The organism is Aestuariivita sp. (genome assembly GCF_021404545.1).
Lineage (GTDB): Bacteria > Pseudomonadota > Alphaproteobacteria > Rhodobacterales > Rhodobacteraceae > Aestuariivita.
In genome coordinates, this window is record NZ_JAAWWD010000048.1 from 1 (window position 1) to 16,637 (window position 16,637).

The window sequence follows — 16,637 nt, forward strand, 5'->3', positions numbered from 1 at the left end:
GCGCCCCAAACCCAAAACCCCGCTCCAAAAAAAACCGGGGCTCCGCTCCCCGGGCCCCCGGATGCCCCTTCCGCCCAAGGCAATGCGGCTCCATCTTCGCCCATTGATGATCCCGGATGACAAACCTGCTCGTGTCCATTCAGACCTCCCTTTTGGGAGCTTGAATCAGAACTTAAGCTGTTAGGGAATCCTGAATCTCAACAGACCCTAGACTCACAAAAAAAAAACGGCGCCCCGCGAGGCGCCGTTTTTCATGGGTTGGACAAGGGCTCAGGCGTTCACATCGACCACGACACGGCCCTTGACCTGACCTTTGAGGATATCCGCGCCAAGCTGAGGCAGATCGGCCAGCGTGGCGGGCTGAACCATGGATTCAAGCTTGTCCATCGGCAGATCCTTGGCGATCCGTTCCCAGGCGCGCAGACGGTTGTCATAAGGCTGCATCACACTGTCGATGCCCAGAAGGTTCACCCCGCGCAACAGAAACGGAATGACCGTCGCAGGCAGAGCAGCCCCCCCGGCAAGGCCCACGGCGGCAACGCTGGCGCCGTATTTCATCTGCCCCAGCACGCGGGCCAGCATCGCGCCGCCCACCGCATCGACACAGCCCGCCCAGGTTTCCCCCTCAAGCGGGCGCTTGGTGGTCTGGTTGATCTCGTCACGCGCCACGATCTGCGTGGCGCCCAGCGCTGTCAGGTAATCGGCCGTTTCCGGCCGTCCCGTGACACCTGCCACCTCATGACCCAGATGGGCCAGGATCGCGGTCGCGACCGAGCCGACCCCCCCCGCGGCCCCCGTCACCAGCACAGGCCCATGTCCCGGCACAAGCCCGTGATCCTCCAGCGCCATGACCGACAGCATCGCGGTAAAGCCCGCCGTGCCCACCGCCATCGCCTGACGGGTGTCCAGGCCCGAGGGCAGCGGCACCAGCCAATCGGCCTTCACCCGCGCCTTTTGGGCGTATCCCCCCCAATGCGCCTCGCCGACGCGCCAGCCGGTCAGAACGACCTTATCGCCGGGGCTATAGCGGTCATCCGACGAGGTCTCGACCGTGCCCGCAAAATCGATCCCCGGCACATGGGGATAGCTGCGCACCAGCCCGCCGCCGGGGCCGATACAAAGCCCATCCTTGTAGTTCACCGTCGAATATTCGACCGCGACCGTCACCTCCGCGTTGGGCAGGTCGGCCTCGGTCAACTCCTCGACCGCGGCCGAGGTCCTGCCGCTGTCGTCGTCCTTGCGCACCACCAGTGCCTTCATCTCACTCTCCCTGTGATTCTTCTCTTTCCAAATACGGCAATCCGCCGCCCGCCTCACGCGCTAAAGCCAGAATGCCTCGCACACCGTGGCCCGCCGCGCCCCATCGGGTGCGATCACCTCCAGCACCGTGCCAGGGTCCCAATGGGTCATCCGCACCATGCCAATGGCCACATTGGTGTTGAAATCCGGCGACCAGGCCGCCGATGTGACCTGCCCCACGCGCGTTTTCCCGGCCATCAGCGGCCAGGCGCGGTCGATGCTCGGCGTGGGCGCGCCTGCGATCTCGATGGGCCGGATCTGCTGCACGGGGCCTTCCTTGGCCACTCGCAACAGCGCATCGCGCCCGATGCAGCCGATTGCCGTCTGGGTGTCGCAAAACCGCCCCAGTCCGCATTCATGGGGCGTGTTGTCATCGGTCATGTCATTGCCATAGCTCAGCAACCCACCTTCAATCCGCTCAATCGCATTGGGGCAACCGGCGCGCACATTCAGATCCTCTCCGGTCGCAAAGAGCCTCTCCCAAAGCGGCATGCCCAGCTCGGTGCCATCGACATAGATCTCGAACCCGCCCTGCTTGGAATAGCCCGAGCGTGCAATCGCCAGATCCCGCCCTTCGAACTGAAACATGTCAAAGCGGAAAAACCGAATGTCGCGCACCCGGTCGCCAAACACCCGCGCCATCAGATCGTCGGCCTTGGGCCCCTGCACCGCCAGGGGCGAGATATCGGGCTCATCCACCAGCACATCCAGCCGGTATCCATTGGCGATCCCCTTGACCCACAGCAGAAGATCGCTGTCGGCAATCGAGATCCACCACCGGTCCTCGGCCAGCTTCACCGCCACCGGATCGTTCAGCATGCCGCCCGTCTCGTCCACGATGGGCACATAATAGCATTGCCCCGGCAGCATCCGGCGCAGATCGCGCGGCGTCAGCATCTGCATCAGGCGCCCCGCATCGGGCCCGCGCAGCTCCACCTGACGCTCGACCGCCACGTCCCAGACCTGCACATGGTCCTTGAGATGGCGATAATCGGCCTCTACGCTTTCGAACATCGTGGGCAAGAGCATGCGGTTATAGATCGTATAGGCCTTGACGCCCGCCGCCTCGACCCCGTCGGAAAACGGAGTGCGCCGCAATCTGCGGGACGGGGAGATCAGCGCCATTCCGCAATCTCCTCCGGTATGAAAGGCAAATCCGTGTCCTCGGGACGCGCGCCTGCGGCCGTCAGCATCGCATGAACCTGGCCGCGATGATGGGTCTGGTGGTTAAACAGCTGCACAACGCACAAAGCTTTGGGTCGTGTCAGATCCTGTCCCAGAAACCCCGAATGCCAGGTCAGATCGCCGGTCAGTTCGTCCTCCTGGGCAAACTGCGCCCAGGCCGCGATGCGCGCGTCCAGTTGCGGGCGCAGCGTCCACAGATCGGACCAGCCATATTGCTCCATTGCCTCCATCCCGCCCAGATCGGGGCCATTGCCGCCATCGAACCGCGCGATCCAGATCTGATCCGCCCATGCCAGATGTGCCAGCGTCTTGCGGATACTGCCCCAGAAGGCGCCGCGGTCCAGCTCACGCGCAGCCTCGTCCAGACCGGCGGCGGCGTGATAGATCGAGTGGTTCTGCCACGCATTGTACCGTGCCATCATCACGCAATACGCGCGGTCGATCATCCCTTGGCACCTTTCCAGTCGATGGGGCAGATCTCGGCGGATTTGCCGCCGAAATCCCAGATCCGGCCATAATCGCGCACTTTCGACTTCACGCCACGCGCGGCGATGATGTCCGGGCCCATCCAGTATTTCGAATTGGTGATCATCACCGGATGATCGTCATCGGCCCCATCCAGCATCTCGATCTCGCCCTGGATCTTGCGCCCGATGTAAAGCCCGCGCTTCTTGCCGTCGCGCACGATGTCGACCTTTTCACGCTCGGCCCCCACGATATCGCTGACCAGCAGCGTGAAAAGACCGGTCGTGCCGCCCGCGGCCCCCGAAAAGATCTGCAAAAGCCCGTTATAGGCCTTGCCGCTCGATCGGTCGTCGACATAGGCGGCCACTTTCCAGCCGCCTTCCGCCATGCGGCCCGGGATCTCGACCATCAGGCCGACATTGAGACCGCTGAGGTCTTCGCCCTCGTAATGCCCCTCGTCGATGGCAATCGCCATCCAGGCATAACAATGCCCCTCTGTCGGAGGATAGGCGCCCAGGCTGACCACGCAGGGACAGAACACGGTGCACGAGCAATTCAGGAACAGCTCCCCCTTGATCGCCCAATCGGTGGGCGTCATCTGACGCCGCTTGGGGTTTTCCATCCGGCTGTCGATGCGCTGACTGACCGGCAAACGGTCCGCGTCGGGGCGTTTCTTTGGAGCCATGTTATCCTCCCATGACGGTGGGGACGGCAATCACGGCAAGGCCGCCTATGATCAGCGCAATCCCCATTGGTTTGACGACGTAATGTCCGATTTGCGGCAGCTTCTCCACCACCATGAAAAGCGTGGCCAGGCCCATCCACAGAAGGCTCATCACCCCGCCGACAAAGCCCAGCGCCATAAAGCCCCAGCAGCAGCCGACGCAGAATGCCCCAAGACCCAGGCCCATGCGCAGCCCGCCCGCAGCACCCGTGCGCCAATTGCCCAGGAAATAGGTCATCGGGCTGTGGCACACGCCGTGGCAGACCTGCTTGGCGCGGGTGAACTGAAACGCGCCCACAGCCAGCAGGAGCCCGCCCGCCACATAAGGCGATCTCGCGATGCCCAGCATATCCACCACGCCCGAGAACAGCAGCGTCAGCTGCACGCCCGTGATCAGCGCCGCAAAGGCGCCCCAGGCAATCGAATAGCCCGCCAACAGGCCCAGCCAACCCGCGCGGGTGCCCGTGGCGCTGACCATCAGATCCTCATAGGCGCGCAGCGTGGGCACCATCGTGGGCAGCATCATCGCCGCCATCATGATGGCCCACATCCAAAAGAGCGGCCAGAACTCGGCCATGGGCATATACATGTCCATGCGCGGATCCATTGCCGCCATGGCCTGGCCCATCGGCCCCGGGCGCCCGATCAGGTCGAGATCCATGGTCATGGCCATCGCATAAAGCCACCACCAGGCGACGAGGATCGCGCCGAAAAAACTCAGCCACAACACGCTGCGCAGCGATCCGATGCCCACGATGTCCTCCCGACTCAGGTCTTGCAATTTAAATGTCAGACTTTTAAATGTCTGACAAATGAAAATTGACCCCTCAAGCCCAGCCGATCTGTCGGCCCAGATCGCTGCCGCGATTCGCGAATCCATCGTCGGCGGTCAGTTGATCGTGGATGAGCGGCTGCCCTCGGAGGCCGAACTTGCCGATCACTTCAACGTCTCCCGCCCCACGGTGCGCGAGGCGCTCAAACGGCTGGCAGCGCAGTCACTGATCCGCACCCAGCGCGGCGCGACGGGGGGTGCATTTGTCAATCGTCTGAGCTTTGAGGACGCCTATTCCCAGCAGATCACCACCTCGACGCTGCTGTTGTCGATGAACGCGGTAAGTTTCGATACCGCCTGCGAGGCACGGTATGCGCTGGAGCGGGCCTGTGCGCCGCTTTCGGCGCAGCGGCGCAGCCCGGATCATCTGGCCACGATGCGGGCCGAAATCCATCGCCAGTCGCAGCCGGGGCTGACCGATGAGGCCTTCTGCGCGTCGGATGTGGATTTTCACCGCGCGCTGGTGGACGGAGCGGGAAACCCGGTGCTCTCCTATCAACTGGCGGGCGCTGTGGAGGCGATGCAACCCCTGATGAACATGATCACCTTTACCGCGCGCGACCGTGCCGCGATCGTGGCATTGCATACACGGATCGCCAATGCGGTGGAGGCGCAGAACAGCAATGCCGCCTGCGCGGCATTGAGCGATCTGGAGGCGGAAACCCGCGGATTGGCACAAAGCGTCTTTGCCGCCCGTGCTGCGCGGAGCAATGTGGACGCGCCCTAAGCCCGTCGCTCAACGGCACTGCACCGGGTAGGTGAGCCTGAACGGATCTGTCGGCACCTTGGATCCCGGAACAAAACAAGTGACCTTACCCACACCATTGAGCCAATAGAGGTTCGGATCGCGGGGTTTGGCATGTTGCGGTGCCGGCCCCTCATGCACCTCGAAATGCAAATGCACCATCATGCCCATGGCCCCGGTGGCCCCCATCAGGCCAATCGGCTGACCGCGTTGCACGCGCGCGCCCTCTTCGATCAGACGCTCCTTGAGATGCATGTAGACCGTCTCTCGATATAGCCCGTCAGACGCCCGGCCATGGTCGATGACCACCCGGTTGCCATAGACCGGCTCGTAATAGGACGCGATGACGGCGCCATCGGCGGCCGCCAGAACCGGTGTCCGCAGCGGCCCCCAGACATCCATACCCGGATGCGCATCGGTCCCGGTTTCACTGCCTTTGCGGAACTGTTGCGAGATAAAGAGCGCGTTGGGCGGCATCTCCACGTCGATGGCGTAATCGACAAACCGGGCATAGCGGTCAGCCTGACCATAAAGAGCGACCCCGCCGCAGGCCGCGGTCAAGCTCAAGGCACACAGCGCAACGATACGCATCCAGAACATCCGGCGCCCCCAAATGGCAATAGCGGAGCGACCCTATCCCAACGTGGACGGTTTGGAAACCGGGCGCGGTTTCTGACGCAGAAACCGGTCCGGATTTGACGCAAATCCGGTCGGCGCGAACCCGATGCCACCGAGCCCCGTTTTCTGCGTCAGAAAACGTCCCAGAAAATGCGTCATTTTCTGGCTTGCTGGAACCGTGCAGCGTGTTAGCTCATGTGGCATGGCAGATTGGATCACCACCCTCGCAACGCTCCTGACGATCGCATTCGGCCTTTTTGGCTTCCTGGCCCCGCGCTATACCGCGTCGGCTCTGGATCTGGAACCGACGGCCTCGACCATGGGGCTGAGTGAAATGCGCGCCTCGGTCGGTGGCCTTTTCGTCATGGCTGGGATCGCAGCGCTCTGGCTGGATGACCCGATGGCCTATGCGATGATCGGCTTTGCCTTTCTCGGCGCAGCCACAGGCCGTGCCCTGTCGCTGATCCTGGACAAGCCGCCGGTGCGCAAGGTCCTCCTCTTTGGCGGCATCGAACTGGCCTTGGCCGGTCCGCTCTTGTGGTTCCACCTCTGACAGCGGTGATTGAAACCGCGCGTCGATCAGCCTATATATCGGATGTCCTTCGGGACTATGGACATAAACGCGCTCGTCATAAGCGGATCGGACCCGGGGGCGGTACCCGGCGGCTCCACCATATATCCTTCATTTGAGGATCATGGGGCCGAAACAGGATCGACGAACGTCTAAAGGGGTTAGCTTTGTCTCGGCGGGGTACCACCGTTATCGGTCCGACAAGTACAATTGCAAATGACAATCGTGCTCCGGTTGCAGTTGCTGCGTAAGCAGTAGCAAGACCGAAACTTAAGCCCTTGCGCCTAGCCGCGTAAGGCGGGGTTCGCAGGCACCTGGCAACAGAAGCCTGCACTTCTTCCGACATCGCAATGCCGCGTGTTTGGTCGGCGCCTGCGCGCAGCGTCACATATCTGTTGCATTCTGTCTCTAAGCGCGGGTCAAATGCCAAGATGCCAGTCGCTCACCCCCTGCGCCCGCCCCCCAACGGCTGAGAGTCCGATGCGCCCCTTCTCCGCACCGTTGCCCCCGCGCGCGGCACAGCACCGAGCGCCCGTGTGAGCGATCCCTCTCAACGGCCCTCCAGGTCAGAGCTCCCCGGCTGGGGCGAGATGCTGCGCGTTTTCGGGCGGATCGGGGTGCTTTCCTTCGGCGGCCCTGCCGCACAAATCGCCCTGATGCATCGCGAACTGGTCGAGCAGCGCCCGTGGCTGACCGAGCAATCCTATCTGCGCGCACTTTCGCTCTGCATGTTACTGCCCGGGCCGGAGGCGATGCAGCTTGCCACCTATGCTGGCTGGCGGCTGCGCGGTGTGGGCGGTGGCCTTTTGGCCGGCGGGCTTTTCGTGCTGCCGGGGGCGGTGGTCATTGCGGCCCTGCTCGCGATCTATGTCACCTGGGGGTCCGTGCCCTTGGTGCAGGCGGCGTTCCTGGGCATCAAGGCCGCCGTGATCGTGATCGTTCTGGCGGCGCTGCGCGGTTTGGCCAAGCGCGCGCTGACCGGCTGGGCCGATTGGCTGGTCGCCGGTTTTTCCTTTGCCGCGATCTTTGCAATTGGCCTGCCCTTTCCGCTGATCCTTGCGCTGGCCGCGCTCTGGGGGGCGGTGCAGGCCAAAGCCACGCCTGAGGCGGCCTTGCCCGCAGCGCGCCCCGACTGGGGCCACACCGCGCGTACCGCCGCGATCTGGGGCACCCTGTGGCTGGCCCCGCTGGCGCTGCTGTCGCTTTCGGGCGCCGGGCTCTTGGCGCAGATCGGCTGGTTCTTTGCCTGGCTCGCCACGATCAGCTTTGGCGGCGCCTATGCGCTGCTGGCCTATATGGCGCAGACAGTGATAGGCGATTTCGGATGGATCACGCCCGCGCAGATGATCGACGCGCTGGGTCTGGCCGAAACGACGCCGGGTCCGCTCATCCTGGTGACGCAGTTCGTGGCCATGCTGACGGCCCATTCCCAAGGCGGGTTTGCGATGGCATTGATGGCTGCCGGTATCGGCCTCTGGGCCACGTTCATGCCCTGCTTTTTGTGGATCTTCGTGGCCGCACCCCATGTAGAGCGGCTGTCTGGGGCGCCACGGCTCACCGGCGCGCTGTCGGGCATCACCGCCGCTGTGGTGGGCGTGATCCTGAACCTCTCGGTCTGGTTCGCGCTCAATGTCTTTTTCGGTCGCATGCGGCCCGCACCCGACATCCTGCCCGCTCTCACCTTGCCCGAACTCGGCAGCGTGAATGGCGCCGCGCTGATCCTGTTTACGGTCGCCGCGCTGGCGTTCTTTGTCGCACGCCTGCCGCTTGCCGCGATGCTGGCATTCAGTGCCTTGGCCGGGGGTGTCCTGGCTCTGGTCGGCCTTTAGAGGCGCACGCGACCCGGGGGTGCGACATCTCATCCCTCCTCTTTTGTTTCATCTCAAAAGCCTTATGGTGAAAATCAAACAGGAATGACCGGCACATGACCCGTGAAATTGACTATGGCAATCTGATGCACCGGGCGATGCGCGGTCTGATCAAGACCGTCCTGACCGATGTTGCAGAACATGGGCTGCCCGGGGCGCATCATTTCTTCATCACCTTCGACACCATGCATGAGGACGTGGCCATCGCCGAATGGCTGCGCGAACGCTATCCCAAAGAGATGACGGTCGTCATGCAGCACTGGTATGAAAACCTCGATATCGGCGATGAGGGGTTTTCGGTCACGCTCAATTTCGGGGATCAGCCTGAACCGCTCTATATCCCCTATGATGCAATCAAGACCTTTGTGGACCCATCGGTGGAGTTCGGCCTGAGGTTTGAGACCGACGAAAGCGAGGAGGACGGCGACGACGATCCCGACCCCGGCAATGGTGAAAGGCCCGCCACCGACAAGGGCGACGAGCCGCATCACGAGGATGCCGAAATCGTCTCGCTGGATCGGTTCAGAAAGTGATCACTGCCGTTTCAGGAACGAAGTGATCTGACGTTCTTTCTGACCGTTGCGAAGGGCGTGAAACTCCAGCATCAGCCCGCCATCGGTCAATGTGCGGTCGAATTGCTGAAGCTCGTAGCCGCCCTCTTCGTTCACAAACAGCGAAAAGACAGTCAGCGTATCTCCGGAAATGCGCGACCAGACATAGGGTTCACCTTTCATCGGGTCGTGCTGAACCGCGTGCCCAAAGACATTGCGCGTCATTGCAGCGGCAAAGATCCCCGACCGGTCGCTGGGCACGAACTCGATCTCATAGGATTTCTCCTTGCTGGCGCCATCGCTGCGATAGGTGGTCGTGCTCCATGCCGCGACAAAACCGCGGTCGGTTTCGGAAATCTTCACGCTCAGATCGCGCTGAGCGGTCTGGCCCGTAGAGGTTTGAACTTCGGCCGATCCCTCATAGGTCCCGACAAAACGCGAGACATCGACCGACCCGGCCAGAACCGCCCCGGTTGTCAGCCCCCATAAGGCCAGCATCGCCGCGAAACGCCGGAGGGTAAAGACTGTCATCTGCTGTCTGGTCATGGCGCTCTCCCTTTGAGAACATATATCGGGCATTATCGTGCAAGGGCAAACCCCAGATCTGATCACGAGCGCGCGAAAGCCGATAAGAGCCCGCTCGGAGGACGGAATACTGCTACACTTTGGCGCAACTGGCCAGTTGCGCGGACCTGCCCGGGCCGGTACACGGGCGTGCAATCCCGCAACGATGGAGGGGTCCATGCCTCAGACACGCACCGAAACAGACAGCTTTGGCCCGCTGGAGGTCCCTTCGGACAAATACTGGGGCGCCCAGACCCAGCGCTCGATCCTCAACTTCCCGATCGGCTGGGAACGCCAGCCCACGGCCATCGTGCGCGCGCTGGGGGTGATCAAACAGGCCTGCGCGATGCAGAACAAGGCCCAAGGCACCCTGGATGCGCGGCTGGCCGATGCGATCATCGCGGCGGCCGGCGAGGTTGTGGCAGGCAAGCTCGATGACAATTTCCCGCTTGTGGTCTGGCAAACGGGATCGGGCACCCAGTCGAACATGAACGCCAATGAGGTCATTGCCAACCGGGCGATCGAGATTCTGGGCGGCACGCTGGGGACCAAGGATCCGGTGCATCCCAACGATCACTGCAATATGGGCCAGTCCTCCAACGACACCTTTCCGACAGCGATGCATATCGCCACCGCGATGACCGCCCGCGACGTGCTGCTGCCGGGGCTGGAGAAGCTTCATCGCGCGCTTGAAGCCAAGGTGGAGGCCTTTGGCGGGATCATCAAGATCGGCCGTACCCATACCCAGGACGCAACTCCGCTGACCCTGAGCCAGGAATTCTCGGGCTATGCCCATCAGGTGGCGATGAGTATCGCACGGGTGACATCGGCGCTGGGGCGGATCTATGAGCTGGCGCAGGGCGGCACCGCCGTCGGCACAGGCTTGAATACCCGCCACGGCTGGGCCGAGGCCGTGGCCGCGCATATGGCTGAGATCACCGATCTGCCCTTTGTCACCGCGCCCAACAAGTTCGAGGCTCTGGCCGCCCATGACGCGATGGTCGAGATCTCGGGCGCGCTCAAGACGGTGTCGGCATCGCTCTTCAAGATCGCCAACGACATCCGGTTCCTGGGCTCTGGACCGCGCTGCGGGCTGGGGGAACTGATCCTGCCGGAGAACGAGCCCGGCTCGTCGATCATGCCGGGCAAGGTCAACCCCACGCAATGCGAGGCACTCACCCAGGTTTGCGCACAGGTCATGGGCAATGACGCCGCTGTGGGCTTTGCCGGATCGCAGGGCCATTTCGAACTGAATGTCTATAAACCGATGATGGCCTATAATGTGCTGCAATCGATGCAGCTTCTGGGCGATGCGTCGTCGGCATTCACCGACAATCTGGTGGATGGGCTGAAAGCGGATGAGACCCGGATCGACAAGCTGATGCGCGAATCGCTGATGCTGGTCACGGCTCTAGCGCCTGAAATCGGGTATGACAACGCAACCGCCGTGGCAAAGACCGCCCACAAGAACGGCACGACGCTGAAAGAAGAGGCGATCAGGCTGGGCTTTGTGGACGAAGAGACCTTTGATCGCGTCGTCCGCCCCGAACAGATGATCGGGCCGAAGTGATGGCGCAACCGGTCAGTCTGAACCGGTTTCGCAAGCAAAAGGCGCGGGCCGAAAAAAAGGCCCGGGCCGATGAAAACGCGGTGAAATTCGGGCGCAGCAAGGCCGAAAAAACCTTGGTGCAGGCCAGCACAGACAAGGCCAAACGCGATCTCGACGGCAAGAAACAGACATGAGCGGTCGGCCCGTCAAGCGCTCTCTCACGCTCCGCGGGCATCGCACCTCTGTCTCGCTGGAGGAGCCGTTTTGGCGCGCCTTTAGGGAGATTGCCGACGCGCAAGGCAAGCCGATCAACAAACTCGCCGCCGAGATCGACGCGAAGCGCGGGATGGAGATGGGATTGGCATCAGCCATTCGGGTCTTTGTTCTTGAGTGGTTCAGGGATCGTTAACCGGATTGGGGGAAGATCGTGCGCATGGGACGGCCCGACAGATATCTCAGCGCCGAAGGCTGGCTCTTGCACCTCTTTTCGTCCAAAGCGGCCTGTGAGGGCGGCGTCGTGCGGCGGCGGCTGGCGGATATGGAACGCTATGTTGGGCGCGCTCGGTTCGAAGCGGAACTTCACAGACGCGGATATCACGCAGTCGAGAATGCCGGGAAGATCGTGGTCTTTTGCAACCAAGATCCCGTGCGCGTTCTTCGATAGCCAGATTTTGACGCAAAATCTGATCAGAAACTGACGCAGTTTCTGGGCGCACCGCAAAACGATCCGCCCAATTTCTGCGTCAGAAATTGGGCGGAAACTGCGTCAGTTTCTGGCATCTTTCAGATGGATGCCCTGTAGATCTTGTCGATGTTCTCCCCCAAGGCCTTATGAAACGCCGCGTCGCTCATCTGCTTGGACAGCCCTTCGGTCAGCGCGCGCGAGAAACTGGCGATCATGCCCGCATTCTGTGCCAGCTTTTCGCAGGCCACATCCGTTGAATACCCGCCCGACAGGGCCACAACCCGCAGCACCTTGGGCTCAGAGGCCAGCCCCGCATAAAGCCCTGCCTGGGACGGGATGGTCAGCTTGAGCATGATCGGCGCCTCCCCCTCCAGTGCCGCAATATGCCGGGCCAGCGCATCCCGCAGCAGCGCCTCGGCTTCGGCTTTACTCTCGGAATGAATGTTCACCTCAGGTTCGATAATCGGCACCAGACCCGCGGCCCGGATGCGGTTGCCGATCTCGAATTGTTGCGCCACCACGGCCTCTATCCCGGCGGCATCCGCCTCATGCACGACCGAGCGCATCTTGGTCCCGAAAACACCCGCTGCCTTGGCTTTATCCAGAACATCGTCCAGATCCGGGATCTCTTTCATCAGCTGGACGCCCTGAGCCTGATCGGCCAGCCCCTTGTCGACCTTGAGGAAGGGCACCACGCCGCGCTCCTGCCAAAGAAACGCAGGCACCGGTTTGCCCGCAACGCTCTCGCCCATCGTGCGTTCGAAAAGGATCGCGCCAATCACCTTCTCGCTTGTGAAATCCGGGGCCTGCATGATGCGGGCCCGCATCGCCTGCACCTCGGCGAACATCTCGGCCTCACCGGAATACTCCGTTGGGTCCACCCCATAAAGGCTCAGCGCCTTGGGCGTGGATCCTCCGCTTTGATCGAGGGCGGCAATAAACCCTGCACCTGTGGCAATACGGTCCGTCATCTGTGCGGCAAAATCGGTTGGCATAATGGCCCCTCTGGTCCGGTGTTGAATTTTGCGACGGCATAAATCAAACGCCACTCAAATGGTAGAGGGATCGCACCTTATCGCGGGTTCAGTCGCAGCCAGATGCCATTTTGTGAGCGCACGGTCAGATGCGCCACCGGCACAGGCTCCCGCCCAGTCACCGGGCTGATCCGGAACGCGCGCAGGATCATCGACAACAACAGCGGCCCCTCGGCCATGGCGAACCCCGCCCCCGGACAGACACGCGGCCCGCCCGAGAACGGCATATAGGCCTCGCGCATACATTTTTTGCCGTTCTCGGTCTGCCAGCGCTCGGGATCGAACCCGTCGGGGTTGTCCCAAAGCCGGGTGTGACGGTGCAGGTGCCAGGGGCTGAGCACCAGCTGCGACCCCTTGGCGATGGTGCGATCGCGGAACGCCTCGGAGCCTGTGGTCTCGCGCACCATCATCGGAACCGGCGGATAAAGCCGCAGCGTCTCGCGGAAGATGTCCCGCGACAGACGCAGGCGCGACATCACCGAAAAATCGCGCGGCGCCCCGTCAAGCGCATGCGCCTCCTCGGCCAGCCTCTCCTGCCACTGAGGGTAAAGCGCCATCAGATACAAGGCCCAGGCCAGCGCCGACGCGCTGGTTTCATGGCCCGCCAGAAAGAATATGGCGACCTGATCGACCATCTCTTCGGTCTCAAAGGTGTCGCCGGTCTGCGGATCGGGCGTGGTCATGATCCGGGTGGCCAGATCGTCGGGCGCGCAACCCTCCTTGATCGCGGCCATCCGATCGGCAGTCAGCCGGGTGATCAGCGTGCGGATCTCCCGCGCGGCGTCCCGCGTCTTGCGCCGGTGCGGGCGCGGCATCCAATCGGGCAGAGGCAGAAATGCGGCCAGGTTCAGGATCGGCTGACTGCGTTGATACTCGCGGAACCGCGCAAAGACCGCGCCTGCGATCTCATGCTCGATGGGGATCGAGAACAATGTGCGAAAGATCACATCGGCCGCGGCATGGCTTGTCTCCGCCTCGATCTCCAGCGGTGTGCCCTCGTCATGGGCGGCAAGGCGCGCGACGCTGGCCTCCCCCGCGTCCCACATCGCAGGAAACGAGTGCCGCAGCTTGCCCCCCTCGAAGGCTGGGTCAATAATGCGCCGCTGGCGCTGCCAGGTGGCGCCATTGGTCAGAAAGACACTGTTGCCCAGCAAAGGGCGCAACCCCTCGCCGATCCGGTTCGATTTGGGAAAATCGCCGGGCCTGTCCTTGAGAACGGTCTGCACCAGATCGGGTTGGTTCAGCAGATATGAGCGAAAGAACGGCGTCCTGAATTCCGCCATCCACGCCCGATAGAGCCGCGCGGGCTGGGCCGACAGGATATCGGCACGAAACAGCTGCGCATAGCGCCACAACGACACCCGGTCCGGGCGAGACGGCGGTTTGGGCGGCTGCACAGTCATGCCGCGACAGAGGTGTATTTGGACACCGGTTTGGCGATGCGGGACTTCGAGGGTGCCCGCCCGCTAAATCGCTCGGCCAAGGTCACCGGCCCGGCCGTGATGCGAAAGTAATCATAATCGCCAACCCGGTCGAATGCGCAGAGATACTGAAAATGCAGTCGGAAAAAGCGCCAGCGCAGCTCTTTCCAGCGCGCCTCAGACAAGGTCTGGGTAAAGGCCGCCGAGATCACCAGCGGCCAGCGTTTGTCCTGCGGTGCCACGCCCGAGACGGCCACCGGATCGCATAATGCAAAGGCGCAACCATCGCCCGGGGCCGTGACATCGACCCAGGCCAGTTCATCGCGGGCACTGAGGAACTGCAAATCGGCCCGCAACCGATACGCGTCAGGCAGGAAGGACACCATGGGAACGACCTGTCCCAATGACAAGAACCCCAGCGCGGGGCCATCGGCGGGCACCCGGCCCGCACGGATCAGGTCGGCCAGAATAGACACCGACAGATGCGCGCCCGAGGAATGGCCGACGACCAGCACCTCGTCCACATCCGAGTTCAGCGCCTCGGCGATCTCATCTCCGAACCGGGCCATGCGCGCCTCCAATTCGGGCGCGTTGGCTCCGTTCCATCGCGCGGAATAGGCAAAATCATGCATCAGGTAATATGCATAAAGCTTGCCGTCACGGGCCTTGAACCAACGCAGCGCAAAAACGGCCAGCGCCAGCCCGCCCCCGATCTGGGCCATAACCACCAGCGGCCCGATCCAGGGGGCCACCGCCTTGGCCAAGACCCCTCCCGCGGCCCCGATCCCGCGTGCGACCAGCCAACCCGCAAGAAGGGCCAGGACAAGCTGTGTCAGCAACATCCCCACCGGATAGAGCGCCGCAATCACCGGACCTTTGCGCATCCGCATCAATCGCCAGAGCGCGCCCGACGCAGCATAGGTCCAGGCGGTGCGCAGCAGCTGGCCATAGGTGGCCGGGATCGAATTGGACATGCTGTCGCGCACGATATCGGACCAGACCAGCACGTCGATATCGGCTTGGGTGGCCTGCCCCTGCATCTGAGCGGTGACATGCCAGCCGTAATTGCCCTTGCCGGTCTTGGGTTTCAGCCCGATCTCATAGCCCGAGATGTCGGCCTGCGCGCGGCCTTCCTTGCGATAAAGCTCACGGTACCTGCGCGGGTGAATGGGATCGTAACCGGGAATGTAGAAAACCCGGCGCCGCCGCACCTGTTTGGACGTTTGCGTTGCCATACCCCAGACTGCCCGTCTGCATTTTTTGTTGCAGCGAGAGTAGCCTCTTTTTTGTCAAAGGGTAAGGCTCAATGGCTCAGCCGATATAGGCCATCGCCGGAAAAGTCTCTAAAAGCCACCAGGAAAACCGCGTGAAGGCACCGGTCAAGAGCGCCACGCCGACCAGCAGCAAGAGCACGCCCATCGCCTTTTCGATGGCACCCATATAGGGCTTGATGCGGTTCATCACGCCCATCGCCCGGCTCAGGAACATCGCCGCGAGCAGGAACGGGATCCCCAGACCCGCCGCGTAAATACCCAGCAACACGGTCCCGCGCGCCACCGATGCCTCGGACGCCGCGATCGACAGGATCGCCCCCAGTTGCGGCCCGATGCACGGGGTCCAGCCAAAGGCAAAGGCCAGCCCCAGAATATAGGCGCCAAACGAGGATCCGCCATTGTCACCCGCTTCAAGCCGGGCTTCCTGATCCAGGATCGGAATGCGGAACACACCCAGAAAATGCAGGCCAAACACGATTACCACGACACCTGAAATCTGGGCGAAAAGCGCTTGGTTTTGCAGGAAAAACGCCCCGAATGCAGAAGCCGTGAAGCCCAGGAACAAAAAGACGGTCGACAGCCCCAGCACAAAAAACAGCGCCGATATTGTGGCTTTGCGCCGCGCGGCGGCCTGCCCCTCCATCTCGTTGATCGACACGCCGCTCATGTAAGCCAGATAGGGCGGCACGATGGGCAGCACGCAGGGGCTGAGAAAGCTGATGATCCCCGCCGTGAGCGCGATCAGCATGGCAGGCAGCAAAGAGGCGTCGATGATGTCGAATCCGAACATGTGCATGACTTATGGGATTCGCCGTGGCTCGTCACCTGCCCGCGTGGTCACAAACCTGTGGATCGGGGCGCATCGCCGCGGCATATGCCCTCAGCACCGCGCCAATCGTCGGGTACCGGTCCGGGGCACGAAAACCGATTCCCGTTGCGCCTGAAGTGCGATATGCCGCTGGCATGACCCAGATTGCCGACACCTTGGATGCCACCGGGCTTTTGTGCCCCCTGCCCGTTCTCAAAGCGCGCAAGCGTCTCAAAGCGATGGAGACCGGAGGCGTTCTGCGTGTGCTTGCCGATGATCCGGCAGCGATCATCGACATTCCCCATTTCTGTGTCGAGGCCGGGCACGACCTGTTGGATCAGACCGATGAAGGATCGGTCCAGGTCTATATGATCCGCAAGGCAGGATAGGCGCGCAGCGTCCAAGCCTGCCGCGCATAGCAAAACGGGCCGCCGAAGCGACCCG

At 62.5% G+C, this 16,637-nt stretch carries 20 protein-coding genes and 1 other RNA gene; 10 read left to right on the top strand and 11 right to left on the bottom strand.

Annotation, left to right across the window (positions count from 1 at the left end; genetic code table 11):
* Positions 1–270: 270 nt before the first annotated feature.
* Genes acuI through HEP69_RS16705 form a run of 5 tightly spaced genes read right to left on the bottom strand, consistent with a single transcriptional unit; the run spans position 271 to position 4,430 of the window.
* Positions 271–1,260: an acryloyl-CoA reductase gene (acuI, locus tag HEP69_RS16685; RefSeq protein WP_290559660.1), complete on the bottom strand. Its 990-nt coding sequence runs from the start codon at positions 1,258–1,260 to the stop codon at positions 271–273.
* Positions 1,261–1,320: 60 nt separating this feature from the next.
* A complete protein-coding gene (locus HEP69_RS16690; protein ID WP_290559661.1) occupies positions 1,321–2,424 on the bottom strand; it encodes a dimethylsulfoniopropionate demethylase in 1,104 nt (367 codons plus the stop codon).
* Positions 2,415–2,930, bottom strand: a complete 516-nt coding sequence (locus HEP69_RS16695) for a DinB family protein (protein WP_290559662.1) — start codon at positions 2,928–2,930, stop codon at positions 2,415–2,417. Before HEP69_RS16695 ends, HEP69_RS16690 begins: the two co-directional genes overlap by 10 nt.
* Positions 2,927–3,634: a DUF1326 domain-containing protein gene (locus tag HEP69_RS16700; RefSeq protein WP_290559663.1), complete on the bottom strand. Its 708-nt coding sequence runs from the start codon at positions 3,632–3,634 to the stop codon at positions 2,927–2,929. Before HEP69_RS16700 ends, HEP69_RS16695 begins: the two co-directional genes overlap by 4 nt.
* Position 3,635: 1 nt before the next feature.
* Positions 3,636–4,430, bottom strand: a complete 795-nt coding sequence (locus HEP69_RS16705; RefSeq protein WP_290559702.1) for a DUF2182 domain-containing protein — start codon at positions 4,428–4,430, stop codon at positions 3,636–3,638.
* 55 nt (positions 4,431–4,485) lie between these two features.
* Here HEP69_RS16705 and HEP69_RS16710 point away from each other — a divergent pair, with 55 nt between their 5' ends.
* Positions 4,486–5,232 (top strand): FCD domain-containing protein, encoded by a 747-nt coding sequence (locus HEP69_RS16710; RefSeq protein ID WP_290559664.1) that lies wholly within the window; start codon positions 4,486–4,488, stop codon positions 5,230–5,232.
* Positions 5,233–5,241: 9 nt separating this feature from the next.
* Here HEP69_RS16710 and HEP69_RS16715 read toward each other — a convergent pair whose 3' ends face one another.
* Positions 5,242–5,841, bottom strand: coding sequence for a M23 family metallopeptidase (locus HEP69_RS16715; protein WP_290559665.1), 600 nt, complete (start codon positions 5,839–5,841; stop codon positions 5,242–5,244).
* 229 nt (positions 5,842–6,070) lie between these two features.
* On the opposite strand from HEP69_RS16715, the gene HEP69_RS16720 reads away from it, so the two are divergent.
* From HEP69_RS16720 to HEP69_RS16735, 4 genes are all read left to right on the top strand, one after another.
* Positions 6,071–6,421: a DUF4345 family protein gene (locus tag HEP69_RS16720; protein WP_290559666.1), complete on the top strand. Its 351-nt coding sequence runs from the start codon at positions 6,071–6,073 to the stop codon at positions 6,419–6,421.
* Between the two features lie 5 nt (positions 6,422–6,426).
* Positions 6,427–6,774, top strand: a transfer-messenger RNA (tmRNA) gene (gene ssrA, locus HEP69_RS16725).
* A gap of 255 nt (positions 6,775–7,029) precedes the next feature.
* Positions 7,030–8,268: a chromate efflux transporter gene (gene chrA, locus HEP69_RS16730; protein WP_290559667.1), complete on the top strand. Its 1,239-nt coding sequence runs from the start codon at positions 7,030–7,032 to the stop codon at positions 8,266–8,268.
* 95 nt (positions 8,269–8,363) lie between these two features.
* Complete coding sequence (locus HEP69_RS16735) at positions 8,364–8,840, top strand: ClpXP protease specificity-enhancing factor SspB (RefSeq protein ID WP_290559668.1); 477 nt, start codon at positions 8,364–8,366, stop codon at positions 8,838–8,840.
* On the opposite strand, the gene HEP69_RS16740 is transcribed toward HEP69_RS16735, so the two are convergent.
* Complete coding sequence (locus HEP69_RS16740) at positions 8,841–9,404, bottom strand: hypothetical protein (RefSeq protein ID WP_290559669.1); 564 nt, start codon at positions 9,402–9,404, stop codon at positions 8,841–8,843.
* Between the two features lie 196 nt (positions 9,405–9,600).
* Here HEP69_RS16740 and fumC point away from each other — a divergent pair, with 196 nt between their 5' ends.
* From fumC to HEP69_RS16760, 4 genes are read left to right on the top strand one after another with little or no spacing between them, the layout of a single operon-like run.
* The gene (fumC, locus tag HEP69_RS16745; RefSeq protein WP_290559670.1) at positions 9,601–10,992 is read left to right on the top strand and encodes a class II fumarate hydratase; all 1,392 of its coding nucleotides are present in this window, start codon (positions 9,601–9,603) and stop codon (positions 10,990–10,992) included.
* Positions 10,992–11,165 (top strand): DUF4169 family protein, encoded by a 174-nt coding sequence (locus HEP69_RS16750; protein WP_290559671.1) that lies wholly within the window; start codon positions 10,992–10,994, stop codon positions 11,163–11,165. The genes fumC and HEP69_RS16750 overlap by 1 nt, the downstream gene beginning before the upstream one ends.
* Entirely contained in the window at positions 11,162–11,380 is a 219-nt protein-coding gene (locus tag HEP69_RS16755) for a ribbon-helix-helix domain-containing protein (protein ID WP_290559672.1), read from the top strand. The genes HEP69_RS16750 and HEP69_RS16755 overlap by 4 nt, the downstream gene beginning before the upstream one ends.
* A gap of 24 nt (positions 11,381–11,404) precedes the next feature.
* A complete protein-coding gene (locus HEP69_RS16760) occupies positions 11,405–11,635 on the top strand; it encodes an N-(5'-phosphoribosyl)anthranilate isomerase (protein WP_290559673.1) in 231 nt (76 codons plus the stop codon).
* Between the two features lie 119 nt (positions 11,636–11,754).
* On the opposite strand, the gene HEP69_RS16765 is transcribed toward HEP69_RS16760, so the two are convergent.
* The 4 genes from HEP69_RS16765 to HEP69_RS16780 all read right to left on the bottom strand — a co-directional run bounded on the left by HEP69_RS16765 (position 11,755) and on the right by HEP69_RS16780 (position 16,175).
* The gene (locus tag HEP69_RS16765) at positions 11,755–12,651 is read right to left on the bottom strand and encodes a fructose bisphosphate aldolase (RefSeq protein ID WP_290559674.1); all 897 of its coding nucleotides are present in this window, start codon (positions 12,649–12,651) and stop codon (positions 11,755–11,757) included.
* Between the two features lie 77 nt (positions 12,652–12,728).
* Entirely contained in the window at positions 12,729–14,093 is a 1,365-nt protein-coding gene (locus HEP69_RS16770) for a cytochrome P450 (protein WP_290559675.1), read from the bottom strand.
* Complete coding sequence (locus HEP69_RS16775; protein WP_290559676.1) at positions 14,090–15,346, bottom strand: hypothetical protein; 1,257 nt, start codon at positions 15,344–15,346, stop codon at positions 14,090–14,092. The genes HEP69_RS16770 and HEP69_RS16775 overlap by 4 nt, the downstream gene beginning before the upstream one ends.
* Positions 15,347–15,422: 76 nt before the next feature.
* A complete protein-coding gene (locus HEP69_RS16780) occupies positions 15,423–16,175 on the bottom strand; it encodes a cytochrome c biogenesis protein CcdA (protein WP_290559677.1) in 753 nt (250 codons plus the stop codon).
* A 173-nt stretch (positions 16,176–16,348) separates the two neighbouring features.
* Between HEP69_RS16780 and HEP69_RS16785 the strand changes: the two genes are divergently transcribed.
* Complete coding sequence (locus HEP69_RS16785) at positions 16,349–16,582, top strand: sulfurtransferase TusA family protein (protein WP_290559678.1); 234 nt, start codon at positions 16,349–16,351, stop codon at positions 16,580–16,582.
* Positions 16,583–16,637 lie beyond the last annotated feature (55 nt).

Excerpts from the sequence above, each read along its gene's own strand:
- acuI (WP_290559660.1), bottom strand. The coding sequence starts at position 1,260 with ATGAAGGCACTGGTGGTGCGCAAGGACGACGACAGCGGCAGGACCTCG.
- HEP69_RS16690 (WP_290559661.1), bottom strand. The coding sequence starts at position 2,424 with ATGGCGCTGATCTCCCCGTCCCGCAGATTGCGGCGCACTCCGTTTTCC.
- HEP69_RS16695 (WP_290559662.1), bottom strand. The coding sequence starts at position 2,930 with ATGATCGACCGCGCGTATTGCGTGATGATGGCACGGTACAATGCGTGG.
- HEP69_RS16700 (WP_290559663.1), bottom strand. The coding sequence starts at position 3,634 with ATGGCTCCAAAGAAACGCCCCGACGCGGACCGTTTGCCGGTCAGTCAG.
- HEP69_RS16710 (WP_290559664.1), top strand. The coding sequence starts at position 4,486 with ATGAAAATTGACCCCTCAAGCCCAGCCGATCTGTCGGCCCAGATCGCT.
- HEP69_RS16715 (WP_290559665.1), bottom strand. The coding sequence starts at position 5,841 with ATGCGTATCGTTGCGCTGTGTGCCTTGAGCTTGACCGCGGCCTGCGGC.
- HEP69_RS16720 (WP_290559666.1), top strand. The coding sequence starts at position 6,071 with ATGGCAGATTGGATCACCACCCTCGCAACGCTCCTGACGATCGCATTC.
- chrA (WP_290559667.1), top strand. The coding sequence starts at position 7,030 with ATGCTGCGCGTTTTCGGGCGGATCGGGGTGCTTTCCTTCGGCGGCCCT.
- HEP69_RS16735 (WP_290559668.1), top strand. The coding sequence starts at position 8,364 with ATGACCCGTGAAATTGACTATGGCAATCTGATGCACCGGGCGATGCGC.
- HEP69_RS16740 (WP_290559669.1), bottom strand. The coding sequence starts at position 9,404 with ATGACCAGACAGCAGATGACAGTCTTTACCCTCCGGCGTTTCGCGGCG.
- fumC (WP_290559670.1), top strand. The coding sequence starts at position 9,601 with ATGCCTCAGACACGCACCGAAACAGACAGCTTTGGCCCGCTGGAGGTC.
- HEP69_RS16750 (WP_290559671.1), top strand. The coding sequence starts at position 10,992 with ATGGCGCAACCGGTCAGTCTGAACCGGTTTCGCAAGCAAAAGGCGCGG.
- HEP69_RS16755 (WP_290559672.1), top strand. The coding sequence starts at position 11,162 with ATGAGCGGTCGGCCCGTCAAGCGCTCTCTCACGCTCCGCGGGCATCGC.
- HEP69_RS16760 (WP_290559673.1), top strand. The coding sequence starts at position 11,405 with ATGGGACGGCCCGACAGATATCTCAGCGCCGAAGGCTGGCTCTTGCAC.
- HEP69_RS16765 (WP_290559674.1), bottom strand. The coding sequence starts at position 12,651 with ATGCCAACCGATTTTGCCGCACAGATGACGGACCGTATTGCCACAGGT.
- HEP69_RS16770 (WP_290559675.1), bottom strand. The coding sequence starts at position 14,093 with ATGACTGTGCAGCCGCCCAAACCGCCGTCTCGCCCGGACCGGGTGTCG.
- HEP69_RS16775 (WP_290559676.1), bottom strand. The coding sequence starts at position 15,346 with ATGGCAACGCAAACGTCCAAACAGGTGCGGCGGCGCCGGGTTTTCTAC.
- HEP69_RS16780 (WP_290559677.1), bottom strand. The coding sequence starts at position 16,175 with ATGTTCGGATTCGACATCATCGACGCCTCTTTGCTGCCTGCCATGCTG.
- HEP69_RS16785 (WP_290559678.1), top strand. The coding sequence starts at position 16,349 with ATGACCCAGATTGCCGACACCTTGGATGCCACCGGGCTTTTGTGCCCC.